This is a genomic window from Shinella sp. S4-D37 (assembly GCF_040812195.1).
Taxonomy (GTDB): domain Bacteria; phylum Pseudomonadota; class Alphaproteobacteria; order Rhizobiales; family Rhizobiaceae; genus Shinella.
The window spans coordinates 1,779,391-1,797,892 of the sequence record NZ_JBFNXL010000005.1; the positions used below are offsets into that span (position 1 = coordinate 1,779,391).

22 protein-coding genes and 1 tRNA gene are annotated in these 18,502 nt (G+C 66.2%); 12 read left to right on the top strand and 11 right to left on the bottom strand.

Annotation, left to right across the window (positions count from 1 at the left end):
• Positions 1-132 precede the first annotated feature (132 nt).
• The 6 genes from AB3G45_RS16035 to AB3G45_RS16060 all read left to right on the top strand — a co-directional run bounded on the left by AB3G45_RS16035 (position 133) and on the right by AB3G45_RS16060 (position 4,060).
• Entirely contained in the window at positions 133-369 is a 237-nt protein-coding gene (locus AB3G45_RS16035) for an Lrp/AsnC ligand binding domain-containing protein (protein ID WP_024271053.1), read from the top strand.
• Positions 370-438: 69 nt separating this feature from the next.
• Entirely contained in the window at positions 439-1,431 is a 993-nt protein-coding gene (locus AB3G45_RS16040) for an RluA family pseudouridine synthase (protein WP_367831521.1), read from the top strand.
• A complete protein-coding gene (locus AB3G45_RS16045; RefSeq protein WP_367831522.1) occupies positions 1,431-2,096 on the top strand; it encodes an HAD-IA family hydrolase in 666 nt (221 codons plus the stop codon). The genes AB3G45_RS16040 and AB3G45_RS16045 overlap by 1 nt, the downstream gene beginning before the upstream one ends.
• Positions 2,089-2,874 carry an ATP12 family chaperone protein gene (locus tag AB3G45_RS16050; protein WP_367831523.1) on the top strand — a complete coding sequence of 262 codons (786 nt, stop codon included), beginning with the start codon at positions 2,089-2,091 and terminating at the stop codon, positions 2,872-2,874. The genes AB3G45_RS16045 and AB3G45_RS16050 overlap by 8 nt, the downstream gene beginning before the upstream one ends.
• Before the next feature lie 67 nt (positions 2,875-2,941).
• Positions 2,942-3,595 carry a hypothetical protein gene (locus tag AB3G45_RS16055; RefSeq protein WP_367831524.1) on the top strand — a complete coding sequence of 218 codons (654 nt, stop codon included), beginning with the start codon at positions 2,942-2,944 and terminating at the stop codon, positions 3,593-3,595.
• Between the two features lie 81 nt (positions 3,596-3,676).
• Positions 3,677-4,060 carry a DoxX family protein gene (locus AB3G45_RS16060; RefSeq protein ID WP_367831525.1) on the top strand — a complete coding sequence of 128 codons (384 nt, stop codon included), beginning with the start codon at positions 3,677-3,679 and terminating at the stop codon, positions 4,058-4,060.
• On the opposite strand, the gene AB3G45_RS16065 is transcribed toward AB3G45_RS16060, so the two are convergent.
• From AB3G45_RS16065 to AB3G45_RS16090, 6 genes are all read right to left on the bottom strand, one after another.
• Positions 4,057-4,371 (bottom strand): multidrug efflux SMR transporter, encoded by a 315-nt coding sequence (locus AB3G45_RS16065; protein WP_367831526.1) that lies wholly within the window; start codon positions 4,369-4,371, stop codon positions 4,057-4,059. The genes AB3G45_RS16060 and AB3G45_RS16065 overlap by 4 nt on opposite strands.
• A 156-nt stretch (positions 4,372-4,527) precedes the next feature.
• Positions 4,528-5,361, bottom strand: coding sequence for an S-formylglutathione hydrolase (gene fghA / locus AB3G45_RS16070; RefSeq protein ID WP_367831527.1), 834 nt, complete (start codon positions 5,359-5,361; stop codon positions 4,528-4,530).
• Between the two features lie 106 nt (positions 5,362-5,467).
• Positions 5,468-5,929 (bottom strand): YaiI/YqxD family protein, encoded by a 462-nt coding sequence (locus AB3G45_RS16075; RefSeq protein ID WP_367831528.1) that lies wholly within the window; start codon positions 5,927-5,929, stop codon positions 5,468-5,470.
• Positions 5,926-6,399: a GNAT family N-acetyltransferase gene (locus tag AB3G45_RS16080; RefSeq protein WP_367833598.1), complete on the bottom strand. Its 474-nt coding sequence runs from the start codon at positions 6,397-6,399 to the stop codon at positions 5,926-5,928. Before AB3G45_RS16080 ends, AB3G45_RS16075 begins: the two co-directional genes overlap by 4 nt.
• Positions 6,399-7,526: an S-(hydroxymethyl)glutathione dehydrogenase/class III alcohol dehydrogenase gene (locus AB3G45_RS16085; RefSeq protein WP_367831529.1), complete on the bottom strand. Its 1,128-nt coding sequence runs from the start codon at positions 7,524-7,526 to the stop codon at positions 6,399-6,401. Before AB3G45_RS16085 ends, AB3G45_RS16080 begins: the two co-directional genes overlap by 1 nt.
• Before the next feature lie 85 nt (positions 7,527-7,611).
• Entirely contained in the window at positions 7,612-8,016 is a 405-nt protein-coding gene (locus AB3G45_RS16090) for a helix-turn-helix domain-containing protein (RefSeq protein WP_367831530.1), read from the bottom strand.
• Positions 8,017-8,161: 145 nt separating this feature from the next.
• On the opposite strand from AB3G45_RS16090, the gene AB3G45_RS16095 reads away from it, so the two are divergent.
• Both AB3G45_RS16095 and AB3G45_RS16100 read left to right on the top strand, forming a co-directional pair.
• Complete coding sequence (locus tag AB3G45_RS16095; protein WP_367831531.1) at positions 8,162-9,112, top strand: DMT family transporter; 951 nt, start codon at positions 8,162-8,164, stop codon at positions 9,110-9,112.
• Between the two features lie 87 nt (positions 9,113-9,199).
• A complete protein-coding gene (locus AB3G45_RS16100) occupies positions 9,200-10,444 on the top strand; it encodes a hypothetical protein (protein WP_367831532.1) in 1,245 nt (414 codons plus the stop codon).
• Here AB3G45_RS16100 and lipB read toward each other — a convergent pair.
• Complete coding sequence (gene lipB / locus AB3G45_RS16105) at positions 10,417-11,163, bottom strand: lipoyl(octanoyl) transferase LipB (protein ID WP_367831533.1); 747 nt, start codon at positions 11,161-11,163, stop codon at positions 10,417-10,419. The genes AB3G45_RS16100 and lipB overlap by 28 nt on opposite strands.
• A 195-nt stretch (positions 11,164-11,358) precedes the next feature.
• Between lipB and AB3G45_RS16110 the strand changes: the two genes are divergently transcribed.
• Positions 11,359-11,443 (top strand) — tRNA-Leu (locus AB3G45_RS16110).
• Between the two features lie 45 nt (positions 11,444-11,488).
• Here the strand turns inward: AB3G45_RS16110 and AB3G45_RS16115 are convergent.
• Positions 11,489-11,983, bottom strand: coding sequence for a peptide deformylase (locus AB3G45_RS16115; RefSeq protein ID WP_367831534.1), 495 nt, complete (start codon positions 11,981-11,983; stop codon positions 11,489-11,491).
• Between the two features lie 303 nt (positions 11,984-12,286).
• Here AB3G45_RS16115 and mgtE point away from each other — a divergent pair, with 303 nt between their 5' ends.
• Both mgtE and AB3G45_RS16125 read left to right on the top strand, forming a co-directional pair.
• Positions 12,287-13,717 (top strand): magnesium transporter, encoded by a 1,431-nt coding sequence (gene mgtE, locus AB3G45_RS16120; RefSeq protein ID WP_367831535.1) that lies wholly within the window; start codon positions 12,287-12,289, stop codon positions 13,715-13,717.
• A 99-nt stretch (positions 13,718-13,816) separates the two neighbouring features.
• Positions 13,817-14,203: a MerR family DNA-binding transcriptional regulator gene (locus AB3G45_RS16125; RefSeq protein ID WP_367831537.1), complete on the top strand. Its 387-nt coding sequence runs from the start codon at positions 13,817-13,819 to the stop codon at positions 14,201-14,203.
• Positions 14,204-14,213: 10 nt separating this feature from the next.
• Here the strand turns inward: AB3G45_RS16125 and AB3G45_RS16130 are convergent, their stop codons facing one another.
• The 3 genes from AB3G45_RS16130 to AB3G45_RS16140 form a co-directional block, all read right to left on the bottom strand.
• A complete protein-coding gene (locus AB3G45_RS16130; protein WP_367831538.1) occupies positions 14,214-14,687 on the bottom strand; it encodes an isoprenylcysteine carboxylmethyltransferase family protein in 474 nt (157 codons plus the stop codon).
• A 4-nt stretch (positions 14,688-14,691) separates the two neighbouring features.
• Positions 14,692-15,711 (bottom strand): heparan-alpha-glucosaminide N-acetyltransferase, encoded by a 1,020-nt coding sequence (locus tag AB3G45_RS16135; RefSeq protein ID WP_367831539.1) that lies wholly within the window; start codon positions 15,709-15,711, stop codon positions 14,692-14,694.
• Positions 15,712-15,807: 96 nt separating this feature from the next.
• Positions 15,808-16,497 carry a DUF599 domain-containing protein gene (locus AB3G45_RS16140; RefSeq protein ID WP_367831540.1) on the bottom strand — a complete coding sequence of 230 codons (690 nt, stop codon included), beginning with the start codon at positions 16,495-16,497 and terminating at the stop codon, positions 15,808-15,810.
• A gap of 575 nt (positions 16,498-17,072) precedes the next feature.
• Between AB3G45_RS16140 and AB3G45_RS16145 the strand changes: the two genes are divergently transcribed.
• Positions 17,073-18,473 (top strand): L-serine ammonia-lyase, encoded by a 1,401-nt coding sequence (locus tag AB3G45_RS16145; RefSeq protein WP_367831541.1) that lies wholly within the window; start codon positions 17,073-17,075, stop codon positions 18,471-18,473.
• Positions 18,474-18,502 lie beyond the last annotated feature (29 nt).

Here is an 18,502-nt window from a genome sequence, read left to right on the forward strand (position 1 = left end):
TCATCGAATTTTAACGGATCGTGCGGAATTCCGCCGGCCTTGCCTTTGCCGGCGGAATTCCGCCATAAGAGGTGTCGAACGCCGCCGGAATCGGGCGGAAACAAGCATGCCGCCGATGGCGCGGGAGGACCGATGAAGCCGATTTTCGTGCAATTGCAATGTGCTCCGGGCAAGACCTATGAAGTGGCCGACGCGCTTTACGCTACGGAACTCATTTCGGAGCTCTATTCGACGAGCGGCGACTACGATCTTCTCTTGAAGATCTATGTCGACAGCGAGGAGGATATCGGCAAATTCATCAACGACCACGTCGCCTCCATTCCGGGAATCGTGCGCTCGCTGACCACGCTGACGTTCCGCGCCTTCTGACGCGCCGTTTCCAATATTCCCCTTCGCCCGTTCTTGCGCTAAAGCACGGCGCAACGAAAGAAGGCGAAGATGGCAGGCATCGAACACAAGCAGGTGGAGAACGACGAGGCGGGCATGCGGCTCGACCGGTGGTTCAAGATCCACTATCCGGGCCTCGGCTTCGGCCCGCTCCAGAAATTGCTGCGCTCCGGCCAGGTGCGCGTCGACGGCGGCAGGGCCAAGAGCGACACGCGCGTGCAGCCCGGCCAGATGGTCCGCATCCCGCCGATGGACGTGGATGCGAAGGGGCCGAAGGCCGGCCCCATTGCCGGCCGCGACCTGAAACATTCTCCCGATGGCGAACTGCTCGCCCGCATGCTGCTGCATGAGGACGACAAGGTCTTCGTGCTCAACAAGCCGGCCGGCATCGCCGTGCAGGGCGGCTCGGGCGTCACCCGGCACATCGACAAGATGCTGGAGGCCTGGACGAGCCAGAAGGGCGAGAAGCCCCGCCTCGTGCACCGGCTCGACCGCGACACGTCGGGCGTGCTCGTCATCGCCCGCACGCGCGGCGCGGCGCAGAAGCTGACCGCCGCCTTCCGCGAGCGCGACACCAAGAAGACCTACTGGTCGCTGGTCAAGGGCGTGCCGAAGAAGCGCGAGGACAAGATCTCGACCTGGCTGGTCAAGGAACAGACGCCCGACGGCGACCGCATGCGCATCGCCAAGCACGGCGAGGACGGTGCGGACCACGCCGTCTCCTTCTACCGCGTCGTCGAGCAGGCCGGGCAGAACTTCGCCTGGCTGGAGATGGAGCCCTATACGGGCCGCACGCACCAGCTGCGCGTCCATGCCGCCCATATCGGCCATCCGATCCTCGGCGATCCGAAATATTTCGATGCGGACATCAACTGGCCGTTTCCCGGCGGCGTGCAGAACCGCCTGCACCTCCACGCCCGCCATATCGACATACCGCATCCGTCCGGCGGGCGCCTGCGCGTCACCGCGCCGCTGCCGCCGCACATGGTGCAGACCTGGAACCTCTTCGGCTTCGACCAGCGCGCCGTCGACGAGGAAGACTGATGCGGCTCGTTCTCTTCGATTGCGACGGCACCCTGGTCGACAGCGCCGGGCTGATCCACGAGGTCATGGCGCGCACCTTCGTCGATTTCGGCCATGAGCGGCCGGATATTGCCGAGACCAAGGCGATCATCGGCCTGACGCTCGACATCGCCATCGCCCGCATGCAGGGCAAGCCGCATGTCGACGACGAGGCGCTGGCGATGACCGCGCACTACAAGGCGACCTATTCGGGCGTGCGCGCCGAGCCCGGCTTCCAGGAGCCGCTCTTTCCCGGCATATCCGCCATGATGGCGCATCTGGAACGGCAGGACGACCTGATCCTCGGCGCGGTGACGGGAAAATCCCGCCGCGGCCTCGATCTCATCCGCGACGCGCACGGCTTCGACAGGACCTTCTTCGTCTCGCGCACGGCGGACGACTGCCCTTCCAAGCCGCATCCCGCCATGGTGACGGAATGCTGCAGCGAGGCGGGCGTCGATGCGGCCCGCACGGTCGTCATCGGCGATGCGATCTACGACATGCAAATGGCGAAGGCGGCCGGCGCTTCGGCGATCGGCGTTTCCTGGGGCTATGCCACCGTGCCCGAACTGGTCGAGGCCGGCGCGGACCACATCCTGCGCACGCCCGCCGACCTTCTCGAATGGCTGGAGATTTCCAATGCGTGACATCCTGAGCGACCTTTCCGACGCGATGAGCGATCCCGATCCGGTGCGCCGCGCGCAGATCCAGATGAAGCGGCCGCTGCCCAAGCGCTTTTACAAGGCCGTGTCGACGGACGAGGTGGAGGAGGGCCACCGCATCCTCCTCGACGGCCGCCCGGTGAGGACGCCCGGCAAGAAGCTGCTCGCCGTGCCGGTCCGGCCGATCGCCGACCGCCTCGTCGCCGAATGGGACGGGCAGGGCGAGGAGATCGACCCCGCGAAGATGCCGGTGACGCGCCTCGTCAACACGGCCGTCGACGGCGTCGCGGAGAATTTCGATGCGGTCTTCGACGAGGTCGTGCGCTTTGCCGGCACGGACATGCTCTGCTACCGCGCGGATTCGCCGGCAGGGCTCGTCGAGCGCCAGCGCGAGGGCTGGGATCCGATCCTCCGCTGGGCGGGCGAGGCAAGGGGCGCGCGCTTCATCCTCGTCGAAGGCGTGATGCACCGGGAACAGCCGGTTCCGGCGATCGAGGCCTTTTCCAAGGCGCTCGCCGCCTTCCGCGATCCGCTGGCGCTCGCCTGCCTCCATACGGTGACGACGCTCACCGGCTCGGCCCTGCTGGCGCTGGCGCTCATCGAGGGCGTCATCGACGCCGACCGGGCCTGGACGCTCGCCCATGTCGACGAGGACTGGCAGATCGAGCATTGGGGCACGGACGAGGAAGCCTTCCGCCGCCGCGAACTGCGCCGGGCGGAAATGGACGTCGCCGCCGCGGTGCTGGCCGACATTCCGCGCTGAAAGACTTTGTTAAGCGGTCGGCACCATTTTGGCGCGACCGCATCCGACATCGCATACCGGTATTTTCATGCAGTTCCTTGTTCGCACGCTTCTTTCCGCCAGCCTCCTGTTCTCCACCCCCCTTGCCGCCGGCGCCGACGAGGCCTTTCCGGTCCGCGATATCCGCAAGATCGTCGTCAGCGGCGACGACAGCGCGTCCGCCACGGTGCTGAAGCGCACCGGCGAGCACCTGAAGCGCTCCGCGAAGGCGACACGCCGGGCGGTGGCGATCGACCGGGCGACGATGGACGTGCGGGTTTCCGGCGTCAGGGAAGACCGCGACGGCCAGAGCACCGCGCGGGTGACGGTCACGCTCAGCGGCCCCGGCACGTCGTCGAGCCGGACGCTGACGATCAACAGCTTCATGCCGCCCAGGCAGAAGGGCCGCGAGGCCGCGCTCGGCGACGCCATCGCCAAGCGCGTGGCGCTCGCCTATCATCTCGCACCGGTCGCGGCCGGCAAGGTTTTTCATGGCAAGCGCCCCGGCAAGGGCCGTAAATATGCCGGCGGCAAGCGCCACGCGGCGACGGCGTCAACCGTCGAGGCCCGTTCGGGCGGGCAGAAACGCCCGCTGGTCATTCCCACCGAGGCGGCGCTGAACGTGCGCTCGCGCGCGCTGCCGGAAGGCTCGGCGAAGAAGATCGCGCCCTGCGTCGTCACGCAGGCGATCAGCTGCGACTGATTCTCCCGCGGCCGCCCGGCGAAACCGCACGGAAAGCGTGATACCATTCCCCTCCCGTTGAAAAAGAGAGGAGTGAACGGCATGTTCGAGGGACTATCCGCCTACCGGCCACAGGCGCTCGCCGCGCTGCGCATCATGACAGCGCTGCTCTTCATCGAGCACGGCACGCAGAAATTCTTCGATTTCCCGCCGGCCGAACAGCCTTTCGGCGACCTGATGAACCTGATCGGGGTGGCCGGCGCGCTGGAGATCGTCGGCGGCGCTCTCATTCTTCTCGGCCTCTTCACCCGGCCTGCGGCGCTGGTGCTCTGCGGCTTCATGGCGGTCGCCTATTTCATGGCCCATGCGCCGCAGAGCTTCTTCCCGGTCAACAACGGCGGCGATGCCGCCGTGCTGTTCTGCTTCGTCTTCCTGTACCTGACGGCGGCAGGCCCCGGGGCCTTCGCGCTCGACAACCGTCGTTAAACGGCGAATTTCAGGCCAAGGATGCCGGTGACGATGAGGGCGATGCAGCCCATGCGCATGGCGGTCACCGGCTCGGCGAAGAGGAAGATGCCGAGCATCACCGTGCCGACCGTGCCGATGCCGGTCCAGATCGCGTAGGCCGTGCCGATCGGCAGCGTCTTCACGGCAAGGCCGAGGAGCACGATGGAGACGATCATCGAGCCGGCGGTGAGCACCGTCGGCAGGGGCTTCGTGAAGCCGTCGGTATATTTGAGGCCGATCGCCCAGCCGATTTCGAACAGGCCGGCGAGGGTGAGGTAGATCCAGGGCATTGCCCACTCCACAAGAAAGGAGCGAGGCCGTCCCCGCGGTCGTGACCGGATGCGCTCCGGCGGTAGCCGTCTACCGCGGCGGATTATAGGGCGGGAGCGGCAAAGGGCAAGGACGAGGGCGGCATGCCAGCCATGCGCCCCCGCCATGGCACGGGCTCAGCCGAGGCGTTCGGCATGCCATTTCAGGTGATCGTCCATGAAGGTGGAGATGAAGTAGTAGGAATGGTCGTAGCGCTCGTGCATGCGCAGCGTCAGCTTCATGTCGGTGTCCTTCACCGCTTCCTCGAAGAGCCAGGGGCGCAGGCCGTTTTCCAGAAAGCCGTCGGCCTTGCCCTGGTCGATGAGGAATTCCGGGAAACGGGCGCCATCGGCGACGAGCGCGCAGGTGTCGTACTGCCGCCAGGCCGCCTTGTCGGCGCCGAGATACTTTTCGAAGGCCGGGGCCGACCAGTCGGCGGTAGAGGGCTCGACGATCGGCGCGAAGGCCGAGCAGCTCCTGAAACGGTCCGGATTCTTCAGCGCGATCGTCATGGCGCCGTGACCGCCCATCGAATGGCCGAAAATGCCCTGGCGCGTCATGTCCGTGCGGAAATGCTGGCTGACGAAATTCGGCAGCTCCTCCGTCACGTAGCTGTACATCCGGTAGTGTTCCGCCCAGGGCGCCTCGGTCGCGTCGAGATAGAAGCCGGCGCCCTTGCCCATCTGCCAGTTCGTGATCTCGTCCGGCACGTCGTTGCCGCGCGGGCTGGTGTCCGGGCACACGACGATGAGACCGAGCTCGGCGGCCATGCGACGGTATTCGCCCTTCTCCATGACATTGGCGTGGCTGCAGGTGAGGCCGGAGAGATACCAGAGCACCGGGCGCGGCTCGTGGATCGCCTGCGGCGGCACGAAGACGGCGAAGGTCATCTCGCACTTGCAGGCCTCGGAATCATGGGCGAACACGCCCTGCATGCCGCCGAACGCCGTGTTCTGGGAAAGTACTTTCATCTGGAAACTCCGTGTGTTTCGGGAAGCCGGCGACACCGCCGCTTTGAGGAAGGAGGAAACGGTCGCGCGCAGGAGACCGGACCGAGGCGGCATCCCGGCGCGCGTCTCATGGGGACGGGCCTGCCTGTGCGTTCTTCGCCCGGCGGCAGAGCCGGTCCAGCATTTCGAGGAAGGCGGAGCGGTCGCGCGGGGAGAAGGCGGCGTTGTAGCCCTTGCTCTCGCCCGTCTCGCGCAGATGCGCGCCCAGGTCGCGCATGGCGCTCGCCATGCCGATATTCGTCCGGTCGAAAATCCGACCGGTCGGGCCGGTGACATGCGCGCCCTTCTCGACGCAGCGCACGGCGAGCGGCACGTCGGCCGTCACGACGATATCGTCGGCGCCGACATTGTCGGCGATCCAGTTGTCCGCCGCATCGAAGGCACCCGAGACGATGACGTTCCTCACCATCGGATCGCGCGACGGGCGCAGGCCCGAATTGGCGACGAAGGTCACCGCCATCGCGTGCCGCTCGGCGACCTTCAGGATCTCGGCCTTGACGGGGCAGGCATCCGCATCGACATAGATCATCCTGTTGCACTCAAGGGGCTGACGGGGCGCTCCATGTCGATATGCGCGATACCGTCCTCGACATATTCCTCCGATGTCGGCGAGAAGCCGAGGCCGGCATAAAAACGTTCCAGGTGGCTTTGCGCCGAAAGGGCAACCGGCTCGCCGGGAAAATGCGCCTCGCAGGTCCGGATCGCCTCGTGCATCAGGGCCTCGCCGAGACGATTCCCCCTATGGTCGGGCGAAACCAGCACCCGGCCGATGCGCGGCGGCGCGCCGGCCGGCTGCCACAGCCGCGCATAGGCGGCCGTCCTGCCGTCGATCAGCAGCCTGAGATGCAGCGCTTCGCCATCCTTGCCGTCGAGTTCCGGATAGGCGCAGGCCTGCTCGACCACGAAGATATCGACCCGCAGTTTCAGCAGCGCGTAAAGCTCGATGGCGGAGAAGGCCTCCAGTCTCCGCACATCGACGCTGTAGGGAGGCGTCACGATCAATAGACCACCACGCCGCGGATGGATTTTCCGGAATGCATCAGTTCGAAGCCTTCGTTGATGTCTTCGAGCGGCATCGTATGCGTGATCATCGGGTCGATCTGGATTTTTCCCTCCATGTACCAGTCGACGATCTTCGGCACGTCCGTTCGGCCGCGTGCGCCGCCGAAGGCCGTGCCCATCCAGTTGCGGCCGGTGACGAGCTGGAACGGGCGCGTCGATATCTCCTGGCCGGCGCCGGCAACGCCGATGATCACCGACTTGCCCCAGCCGCGATGCGAGGCTTCCAGCGCCTGGCGCATCACCTTGGTGTTGCCCGTGCAGTCGAACGTGTAATCGGCGCCGCCGATCAGGTCGCCGTTCCGCTTCGTCAGGTTGACGAGGTACGGCACGATGTCGCCCTCGACCTCCTTGGGATTGACGAAATGCGTCATGCCGAACTTCTCGCCCCATGCCTTGCGGTCGGGGTTGATGTCGACGCCGATGATCATGTCGGCACCGGCAAGGCGAAGGCCCTGCAGCACGTTGAGGCCGATGCCGCCGAGGCCGAAGACGATGGCCGTCGCGCCGATCTCCACCTTCGCCGTGTTGATGACGGCGCCGATGCCGGTCGTCACGCCGCAGCCGATGTAGCAGATCTTGTCGAAGGGCGCGTCCGGATTGACCTTGGCGAGCGCGATCTCGGGCAGGACCGTGAAGTTCGAGAAGGTCGAGCAGCCCATATAGTGGTGGATCTTGTCCTTGCCGATCGAGAAGCGCGAGGTGCCGTCGGGCATCAGGCCCTGGCCCTGGGTGGCGCGGATCGAGGTGCACAGGTTGGTCTTGCGCGACAGGCACGAGTAACATTCGCGGCATTCCGGCGTGTAGAGCGGAATGACGTGGTCGCCCTTCTTCACCGAGGTGACGCCCGGGCCGACATCGACGACGATGCCGGCGCCCTCATGGCCGAGGATGGCCGGGAAGAGGCCTTCCGGATCGGCGCCCGACAGGGTGAAATCGTCGGTGTGGCAGATGCCCGTCGCCTTCACCTCCACCAGCACCTCGCCGGCGCGCGGGCCTTCGAGCTGTACGGTCATGATTTCAAGCGGTTTTCCGGCCTGAACGGCAACGGCGGCGCGTACGTCCATGTTCGTCTCTCCTCATGCGGATTCTGTGTCGGGCCGACCATTGCAGAGCGGGTCCGGCCCCTCAAGTGCGGTAGGTGGAAAAAAGTCAGCGCTGATCTTTTTTGATCAACTTTGCAAGCTCGGTCTCGAGCGCGGCGATGGCCTTGCCCGTCTCTTCGTGCAGCTGGTGGATTTCGCTCAGCCGGCAGAGCAGCGGATGCAGGTGCTCCTCGCCCGAAGGATCGGCCGGCGCCTCGCCGATGCCGGCGATCAGCCAGGAGGGCGAGACGGAGAGCACGCCCGCCAGCATGAACAGCGCCTTCGTCTCCGGCTCCGCATGGTCCCGCTCCCAGCCGCTCACGGTGCCTTCCGGCAGGCCGAGGCGGGACGCGAGGTCTTCCAGGCCGAGCCCCAGCGCATCGCGCGCCCGCCAGATGCGCCCGCCGAGCGTGTCGCCGTCGGCGCGGCCCGAAGGGAAGGGGATGGTGTTGCTCTCGCCGGGAAAGGTCATCGCGGCCTCCATTGTCTCTGCCGCAAGTCTACAGGCAAGGCGCGCCGGGGGGCTACCTCAAATGCGCCGCCGTCGTGACGCGATTTCCGGCATTGCCAGCGGGCGGAAAAGGAATATGCAAGGGGCGAACGCAAGGAGTCGCAGCATGAACACCGGGGCCGACACCACCGACCAGCCGGGCGCCGGCCCGATGCAGGGCGTGGCGCTGATGGCGGTCGCCATGCTGGTTCTGCCCGGCATGGACGCCATCGCCAAATACATGGCCACCTTCGCGGACATGTCGCCGGGTCAGGTGACGTTCTATCGCTTCTTCTTCCAGGTGATCTGCACGGTCCCGCTGATCCTCACGGCGGCCGGCAGCGCCACGCTGCGGCCGAAGCGGCCGTGGCTCAACCTCCTGCGCGGCGCGATCCACGGCGCGGCGAGCCTGCTCTTCTTCGCGGCGGTGAAATACATGCCGCTTGCCGACGTCTTCGCGATCTATTTCGTCGAGCCCTTCATTCTCACCGCCATGTCCGCGGCCTTCCTCGGCGACAAGGTCGGCTGGCGGCGGTGGCTTGCCATCGTCGTCGGCTTCGGGGGCGCGCTGATCGTCATCCAGCCGAGCTTCATGCTGTTCGGCTGGACGGCGCTGCTGCCGGTCGCCTGCGCCTTCCTCTATTCCATCTATCTCTTCATGAACCGCGCGCTCGGGGATGCCGATTCGCCGCTGACCATGCAGACCATCGCCGGCTTCGGCGGCACCCTCTTCATGGGCGCCGCGCTCTTCCTCGGCGCCTCGGCCGGCATTGCCGATTTCGAACCCTCGCTGCCGGGCTCGCTGTTCGCCCTGTTCCTGCTCCTCATCCTCGGCACGCTCTCCGGCTATGCCCATATGCTGGTCGTGCGGGCCTTCCGCCTGGCGCCGCTCTCGCTGCTCGCTCCGTTCCAGTATTTCGAGATCATCTCGGCGACGGTGCTCGGCTACGCCATCTTCGGCGACTTCCCGACGCCCTCCAAATGGCTCGGCATCGCTATCATCGTCGCGTCCGGCCTGTTCATCATCTGGCGCGAGCACAGGAACAGCAAGCCGAGGGCCGACATCGCCTTCGACTGACGATCGTCCCGTGGCAAAATCTTAACATTTGTTAGGAGATTGCCGTTAGCCTGAATGCCGCCCGCCATGACGGCCAGGGAGAACGGCATGTCGACATCGGTTTCGGTGATCCTGCTTCTGGCGATCAATCTCGGCCTGATCTGGCTATTGATCGCCGCGCCGGTCGGCCGCCGGACCCTCTATCTCACCCGCACCTTCAAGGCCTCGCCGCCGCGCCTTGCGGCCCTCGTCAGCCCGCTCGGCGTCGAGGCGGACTGGCATCCGTCCGTCGTCGCCGTCGAACGGCTGCCGGCCGGCCGGGTGCGGCAGACCCTGCGCCAGCCCGACCGGCGGGGAAACCCGATCCTCCGGACGCTGGCGGTGCGCGACGTGGTGGACGCGGAGAACATCTCCTGCGAAACGCGGGTGGTGGAGGACAGCGCGCTCGATGCCGCCTTCTGGAAAAACTACGTGGAGCGGCGCACGCTGCGCCCGGTGCCGGGCGGCACGGTGCTGACCGTCGCGCAGACCGACCGCTATCGCGGCGTCGCCTTCCTGCTTTTCCGCTACATCCAGCTTCGCCGGGAGATGAAGGCGCTGGAGCAATGGCTGGAGACCGGCAGCGGCGAGGTGCGCGGCGTGCTGGAGCGACCGGCCATGCAGGTCGCCCTTGCCGTACTCTCCACGCTGCTGCTCTGGCCGTTCTTCGGGCTGACGGCGCGCGGCCTCCTGCTGTCGAGCCTTCTGACGGTGGTGATCGTCCTGCACGAATTCGGCCACATGGCCGCCTATAGGACCTTCGGGCACCAGCGGGTGCGCATGATCTTCGTGCCGCTGCTCGGCGGCATCGCCGTCGGTGGGCGGCCGTACAATTCACGCTTCGAGGTGGCGGTCTGCGCGCTGATGGGCGCCGGCATGTCGGCCTTCCTGGTGCCGCCGCTCATCGCGCTGCACGATCTGGCGGAGCGGCCGTCGGGCATCGTGCTGCTCGTCCTGTTGCTCATTCTCGGCGCCTTCAACCTCCTGAACCTGCTGCCCATGCAGAGGTTCGACGGCGGGCAGGTGCTGCGCCAGGTTTTCTCCTCCCGTCCCGGGCTGCTGGCGGCGAGTTTCCTCGTGACGCTGGCCATTCTCTGGGTCGGCTGGCGGATCGGCCTGCCGGCCGGCCTGCTGATCGCGGGCCTTGCGGTCTTCACGGTGCTGAGCCTCCTCGGCGCGGGCGGCGTGAAGCCGAAGGCGGCGCTGGACCCGATGACGGTGCCGCAGCGGCTCCTGGCAGGCGTCGGCCTCTACGCCGCCATCGCGCTGCACGGCCATGCCATCGTCTATGCCTGTGACAGGCTGCTCGGCTGACAGTCTGCGTCAGTGGCGGTAGGGCCGAAGACACGCTCGAACGAATCGCGGATGCGCATGTCCACATCGCTCATCATGACGGGCAGGCCGAGATCGACGAGGCTGGTCACCCCGTAACCGCGGATTCCGCAGGGCACGATGCCGGAAAAGTGGTCGAGGTCCGGATCGACATTGAGCGAGAAGCCGTGGAAGCTCACCCAGCGGCGCAGGCGGATGCCGATGGCCGCGATCTTGTCCTCGGCCGGCGAACCGTCCGGCAGCGGCGGGCGCTCCGGCCGGCGCACCCAGACGCCGACCCGGTCCTCGCGCCGCTCGCCGCGCACATTCATCGAGGACAGCGCGTCGATGACGACCTCCTCCAGCGCCGCCACGAAGGCGCGCACGTCCTGGCGGCGGCGCTTGAGGTCCAGCATGACATAGACGACCCGCTGGCCGGGGCCGTGATAGGTATATTCGCCGCCGCGGCCGGTGGCGAATACGGGGAAGCGATCCGGCGCCACGAGGTCGGCCGCATTCGCGCTTGTGCCGGCCGTATAGAGCGGGGGGTGCTCGACCAGCCAGACGAGTTCGTCGGCCTCGTCGTTGGCGATCGCCGCGGCCTCCTTCTCCATGGTTTCGACGGCGTCGTCATAGCCGACGAGACCCTGCGCGATGCGCCAGCGCACCGGCGGCGAGCCCGGGATGGCGAGAAGGGAAATGGAGATGTCCTGGCGCTGCATGATGGCCCGTCCTTTTCGTTCCGTTGTGCCAGATATAGGCGCGATCCTGCAAGGATTTCAGGGGTTTCAGGGTGTTTGCACAGGCTCTGTTGAAATTGTTCGCTTTTCGTCATTTTTCTTTCGCGACGGCCTTGTGCACCCCAAATGCTTTTGCTACATGCACCCCCGTCGCCGCAAGACGACACCTACCACGATGCGGTCGTGGCGGAATTGGTAGACGCGCAGCGTTGAGGTCGCTGTGGGGCAACCCGTGGAAGTTCGAGTCTTCTCGACCGCACCAAAAAAACCCGGCTGCAAAGCCGGGTTTTTTGTTTTCCGCCTTTGCCTATGCGTCCAGCTTGCGGAACTTCTTCACGATGCGCTCGCGCTTCAGCCGAGACAGACGGTCGATCCAGAAGATGCCGTCGAGCTGATCGATCTCGTGCTGCAGGCAGACGGAGAGGAGGCTGTCGGCTTCCTCCGTGTGCGACGCGCCGGAAAGGTCCCGGTAGGCAAGGCGGATGCGGGCAGGGCGCTCCACCTCGTCGGTGACGCCCGGCATGGAGACGCTGCCCTCCGCGTGACGCTGCCTTTCCGGCGAGAACCATTCGACATGCGGGTTCACATAGACCCTGAGCGAGGCCGGCCCGTCGAGTTCGATCACCGTGAGCCGTTCGAGGATGCCGACATGGGCGGCGGTGATGCCGATGCCGGGGGCGGCCCGCATCGTGGCGGCGAGGTCGTCGGCAAGCTGCGCCAGCCGCGCATCGAAGGTCTCGACCGCCCGGCAGGGCTGGCGCAGGCGCGGATCGGGGTATCTGAGGATGGGAAGGATCGCCATGGGGCCTCCGGGAGCGGTTGCGTGCCCTTCCTAGCCTGTTTCCGGCAGGGGGAAAACGCCGGGACCGGGCAGGGGGCAGCGATTCGTGTGATTATCGTGAAATTGCAACAGGTTGCGAAAATCTCGCATCCGGCCGGCTTTTGCCGCTTTCGGCGATGGACCGGCCGCGTTCTTTGCTTTAGCAGAGGGATAGGGCAGCGCATCCGCCAGACGGCGCGCTGCGCCTGAACCCCGCATGCAATCCCCGTCGTCCCAGCGCCGCGACATGCCGGCCGGGACGCGCCCGATACAAGGAGCGGCCCGATGGACGACACCGGCGACGACGACCGTATCCATCAGGGGCAGGCGGAACACAGCACCTTCGACGGCGAGGACATCTATGCCGAGGACGGTTCGATCCGCTCGGACTTCCTCATGCATGTCGGCGCGGCGATCGCCGACCGCGACCTCCTGTTCCTGCGCCGGCACGTCGCGCGGCTGCATGAATCGGAAATGGGCGACCTCCTGGAGGCGATCCAGCCGGAGCAGCGCCGCCAGCTCGTCTCCCTGCTCGGCGACGATTTCGACCTTGCGGCGCTGACCGAGGTCGACGAGGCGATCCGCCTCGACATCGTCGAGCACATGCCGAACGAGCAGATCGCCGCCGCGCTCGGCGAGATGGATTCGGACGACGCCGTCTACATCCTGGAAGATCTCGACCAGGAAGACCAGGAAGAGATCCTCTCCAAGCTGCCGTTCACCGAGCGTATCCGCCTGCGCCGCTCGCTGGACTATCCCGAAAGCACGGCCGGGCGCCGCATGCAGACCGAATTCGTCGCCGTGCCGCCGTTCTGGACGATCGGCCAGACGATCGACTACCTGCGCGAGGACGCCGACCTGCCGGAAAGCTTTTCGCAGATCTTCGTCATCGACCCGACCTTCCGTCTTCTCGGCGCCATCGACCTCGACCGCGTGCTGCGCACCAAGCGCGGCATGAAGATCGAGGCGGTCATGCGCGAGACGAACCATCCGATCCCGGCGGAGATGGACCAGGAGGAGGCCGCGCAGCTCTTCGAGCAGTACGACCTTCTCTCCGCCGCCGTCGTCGACGAGAACGGCCGGCTGGTCGGCGTCCTGACCATCGACGACGTGGTGGACGTCATCCAGGAGGAGGCCGAGGAGGACCTGATGCGCCTCGGCGGCGTCGGCGACGAGGAACTGTCGGACACGACGATCGAGACCGTGCGCTCGCGCGCACCCTGGCTGCTCGTCAACCTGCTGACGGCCTTCATCGCCGCCTCGGTCATCTCGCTCTTCGAGGCGACGATCGAGGAGATCGTGGCGCTCGCCGTGCTGATGCCCATCGTCGCCGGCATGGGCGGCAATGCGGGCTCGCAGACGATGACCGTCACCGTGCGGGCACTGGCGACCCGCAACCTCGACATCCACAATGCCTGGCGCGTCGTGCGGCGCGAGGCGGGCGTCGGCCTCCTGCACGGCGTCGCCTTCGGGCTGATGATCGGCCTCGTCGCCGGCATATGGTTCCATGATGCCAATATCGGCGGCGTCATCGCGGCGGCCATGCTGATCAACATGAGCGCGGCGGCACTCGCCGGCATCGCCATTCCGCTCTTCCTCGACAAGGCGGGAGCGGACCCGGCCGTCTCCTCGGCGGTCTTCGTGACGGCGGTCACCGATATCGTCGGCTTCTTCGCATTCCTCGGGCTTGCGACCTGGTGGTTCGCCATCCGCTAGGGGCCGGTTTTGCGGCCGGACCGGCGCCCGCGAAAGCGGAAAAATTGACTTACACGTAAAAGTCAATAAAATGCCGACCCACAGAGGATCGGAGCAGGCGTGGACAAGCTTTATACCATAACCGAACTGACGCGCGAATTCGGGGTCTCCACCCGCACCCTGCGCTTCTACGAGGACGAGGGGCTGATCAACCCCGAGCGCCGCGGCCGCACGCGTCTCTTCCGCCCGGCCGACCGCCGCCTCATCCAGGAAATCCTGCGCGGCCGGCGCATCGGCTTCAGCATCGCCGAGATCCGCGACATCATCCGCGTCTACAAGGACCCGCCGGGTGAAGTCGGGCAGCTGGAGCTCCTGATGGCGAAGGTCAGCGAGAAGCGCGACGAACTGCGCCAGAAGCGGCGCGATATCGAGGAGACGCTGGCCGAACTCGACAATGTCGAGGAAGCCTGCCTGACGCGCCTTGCCGAAATCGGCGTCGGCACCTGACGGCGCACCGTCAGATCCAGCGCGTCGTCCCGTTGCAATAGCGTTCGAAATCGATACCGAAGCGCGAGAGCAGGTGCAGTTCCTCGCGCTTGACGGCGACGATGCTCGTCAGCGCGGCGGCGAGCATGGCGGTCACCAGGCACCAGGGATTGAGCACCGCAAGGCCGATGCCGGCGGTGGCCAGCGTATAGCCGAGATAGATCGGGTTGCGGGTGAAGCGATAGGGGCCCGACGTCACGAGATAGGTCGAGCAGCGGTTCGGCAGGATCGTCGTGCGGCAGTCGAGCAGCGTGCGCATCGCCCAGACATCCAGCACGACGGCCGCAAGGATGAGGATGCCGCCGGCCGTGCGGGCGATCCAGACGTTCGTCTCGGCCGCCGAGAGCGGAAAATGCGCCTGGAGCAGGAAGGCCGCCGCGAGCGCCGCGCCGTAGATCAGCGGCGGCCAGGGAAAGGCGAGCGGCTTCATGCGATAGGCATTCATGATCCTACTCCTTCGGGTCGGTCTTCGTTTCCGCATCCATCGTGCATTGCGACGAGATCGCGGCGATGCGCTCGTCCTTCGTGACATCGATCGCACCGCGCATGAGGCCGGTGAAAAGGTTCTCTTGCCTCAGCCCGTCCAGCGTGCAGCCGCAGAAGCTCCGGCAGAAACCCTCGCCGCGCTCGTTTTGGCAGGCGCGCATGCAGCTCTTCGTATAGCTAACGACGGGATCGGCCGCGGGTGCGGGAACGACGAGGGAGAAGCCATAGACCAGCGCGATCAGCACGGGCTGGTGGATAAGGTAGATGGCGAGACTGTGGCGGCCGGCGGTTTCCAGAAGGCTTTTCCACCGGTCGTTCGCCTGCCCCCCGAAGCCTGCGAGCCGTTCGGGCAGCGGGCTTGCGACGAAGAGCCGGCCGGCCGCGATGCCGAGCAGCACCGGCGCCAGCCAGGGCAGGAGCGGCACATAGTCGTTCGAGCGCGGGATATCGACCGAAAGCCCGACCCACCAGAGCGCCGGGTGGTCGAAGAGCGGCGCGCGCAGATAGAGCGGCGCGACGGCGGCGGCGGCGGCGGCGAGCAGCGTGACGAAGGGCGGCAGGCGCAGGAAGAGGAGGCCGACGAGGCTTGCCGCGGCAATGGCATGCAGGATGCCGAAGAAGATGAAGGTTTCCCGGAAGGCGAACCAGGTGGCGATCGTGATCGCCGCCGCCGCAAGGCCGATCTTGCCGAGGCGGACGAGGAAAGGCTTTGCGCGAAAACCCCGGACGTGGCCGAGCACCAGGCTGAAGCCGGCGAGGAACAGGAAGGAGCCGGCGATCACCCGGGCGAAGAGCTTCCAGCCGCCGGTCGTCGCCGTCTCCGGTTCGATATAGCCGAAGAAGCCGAGGTCCCAGGTGAAATGGTAGACCGCCATGGCGATCAGGGCGAGGGCGCGGAGCTGGTCGATCAGCGGGATGCGCGGAAGGCGGCGCGGTGCCGCGCCATCTCCTGCCACATTGCCGTCAATCACCGTCGTCGTCATGGGTCGGGGTCGCCGCATTGCTTTGGTCCATGGGAGAATGTCACGCCAAGCTTGCGCCGGGCGGATGGCCGAAAGGTGGCCGCAGGAAGGGGGTCGTCAGTCGATCCGTTCAAGCACGGCGAGGCGCGCCTGCGAATAGAACTGCCGGCGCACGAGCACGGTGATGATGCCGGCGGTCGTCGCGATGAAGAGATAGGGACTGACGAACCAGCCGAGATAGCCGATCGACAGGAAGATGGCGCGCAGCCCCATGTTGAAATGCTTTGCCGCGAGGATGTTCATGCGGATGACCTTGTCGGCGGCAAGGTCGGCGCCGGCGGGGTCCTTGTGGATGTCGCCGGTCATCGGCATCGCGCCGAGCAGGATCGTGCAGTAGTTGAAGAGCCGGTAGGACCAGCCGAACTTGAAGAAGGCGTAGCCGAAGATGCAGGCAAGGCCGCCGACCTTCATCTCGAAGCCGGCGCGGCTGCCCTGGAAGACCAGCGGCAGGTCGCTGAAGATCGCAAAGACCTGCTCCGTGGCGCCCAGCAGCGCGAAACAGCCGCCGAGCGCCAGGATCGAGGTGGAGGCGAAGAAGGCCGTGCCGTTCTGCAGGCCGGCCATGATCTGCGTGTCGATCATGCGCAGGTCGCGGTGCATCGCGTTGCGGATCCACACGGCGCGCTGCGAACTCATCGCCCGCGTGAGGCTGACGCGGTCGAGGAACTTCGCCCGTTCCGTGATCCAGGAATAACCCGTCCACAGCAGGAGGAAGATGGCGAGGGCGGCGAAATCCGGTGTGCTCATGGCAAGCGTTGTGCCACGGATTCGGCATTTTGCAAGCGCTGCCGGGACGGCCTTGCGGCCCCGTTCAGACCTCGGGCGAAAAGGCGGCGGTCCGCCCTCGCGGCCATGCGGCCCAACCGTCTGATTTTGCGACATGTCATGCGCCCCGCGCGGGGCTCCTATGATCGGGACGCCTTGGTTTCGCCATTTTTGTCGATTGCGGTTTCATGAATTCTTCATTAAACAGAGCGCCGTGCAGCGCCTTTTCGGCCGCTGCGACGACATCTTCCATTCGGGGAAATCATGGAAAGTACCGTTCAGAAATCCTGCTGGGGCGTAACCGCCCGTGCAGTCCTCGGTTTTGGCGCCGTCCTGGTCATCGCCTATCTCTTCGGCGGCATCTGAAACACCGGTCCGGAATCCTTATATGAACAGCGTGCTTCCTCGTGAAGCGCGCTGTTTTTGATTCAGGGCCTGTTGGAAGGGACATGTCGCGCAGGTAAAACCCGATGTCGGGAGATCGCCTTACGGGCGCCTTATGATGACGTAGCTTCAAGGATCAATGCGCCTGCCAAGGCAAGGGAGAAGTTCGGGACATGTTTCTTTCGGTATTCGATGTTTTCAAGATCGGGATCGGGCCGTCGAGCTCCCACACGATGGGGCCGATGTCGGCGGCGAACCGCTTTCTCGACCTGATCCTGTCGGCCGACTGGCCGCGCCCGTCGGGCGCGCAGGTCGCGACGATCCGCATGAGCCTGCACGGTTCGCTCGCCTATACCGGCGTCGGCCACGGCTCCGACCGCGCCGTCATCCTCGGCCTGATGGGCGAGCGGCCCGACACGGTCGATCCCGACCGCATGGACGCCATCGTCGCCGAGGTGGAGCGCACCGGCCGCATCACGCCGCCGGGCCATCCCGGCTATGCGTTCCGGCCGAAGGACGACCTGATCTTCGACAAGAAGAACCCGCTGCCCGGTCACGCCAACGGCATGACCTTCTCCGCCTATGACCGTGACGACCGGCTGCTCCTCAAGCGCATCTACTATTCCGTCGGCGGCGGCTTCGTCGTCACCGATACGGAACTGGAGCAGATGCGCTCCAGCAAGGCCAAGGCGAGCGACAAGAAGGTGCCGTTCCCCTTCGCCTCGGCCAAGCAGATGCTGGAGATGGCCGAGCGCTCTGGCATGACCATCGCCCAGATGAAGCGCGCCAACGAGGAAGCCACCATGTCGCGCGACGACCTCGATGCCGGCCTCGACCGCATCTGGGGCGCGATGAAGAACTGCATCGACCGGGGTCTCAAGAACGAGGGCATCATGCCGGGCGGCCTGAAGGTGCGCCGCCGCGCCCGCTCGATCCACGACAAGCTGCAGGAAGAGTGGCGCTCCAACAAGGCGAACCCGCTGCTCGCCAACGACTGGCTCTCGGTCTACGCCATGGCCGTCAACGAGGAGAACGCGGCGGGCGGGCGCGTCGTCACCTCGCCGACCAACGGGGCGGCCGGCGTCGTGCCGGCGACGATCCGCTACTACCTGCATTTCCACGAGGATGCCGACCAGCACGGCATTCGCGACTACCTGCTGACGGCGGCCGCCGTCGGCGGCATCATCAAGCACAATGCCTCGATCTCGGGCGCCGAGGTCGGCTGTCAGGGGGAGGTGGGGTCCGCCTCCGCCATGGCCGCCGCCGGCCTCGCCGCCGTGATGGGCGGCACACCGGAACAGGTGGAGAATGCCGCCGAGATCGCGCTGGAACACCATCTCGGCATGACCTGCGATCCCATCGCCGGCCTCGTGCAGGTGCCCTGCATCGAGCGCAACGCGCTCGGCGCGGTGAAGGCCGTGACGGCCGCCTCGCTCGCCATCAAGGGCGACGGCACGCATTTCGTGCCGCTCGACGCCTGCATCGAGACGATGCGCCAGACCGGCGTCGACATGAACGAGAAGTACAAGGAAACCTCCACCGGCGGCCTCGCCGTCAACGTGGTGGAGTGCTGAGGCTTTCGCGGCGAACGCTGTGGAGTGCG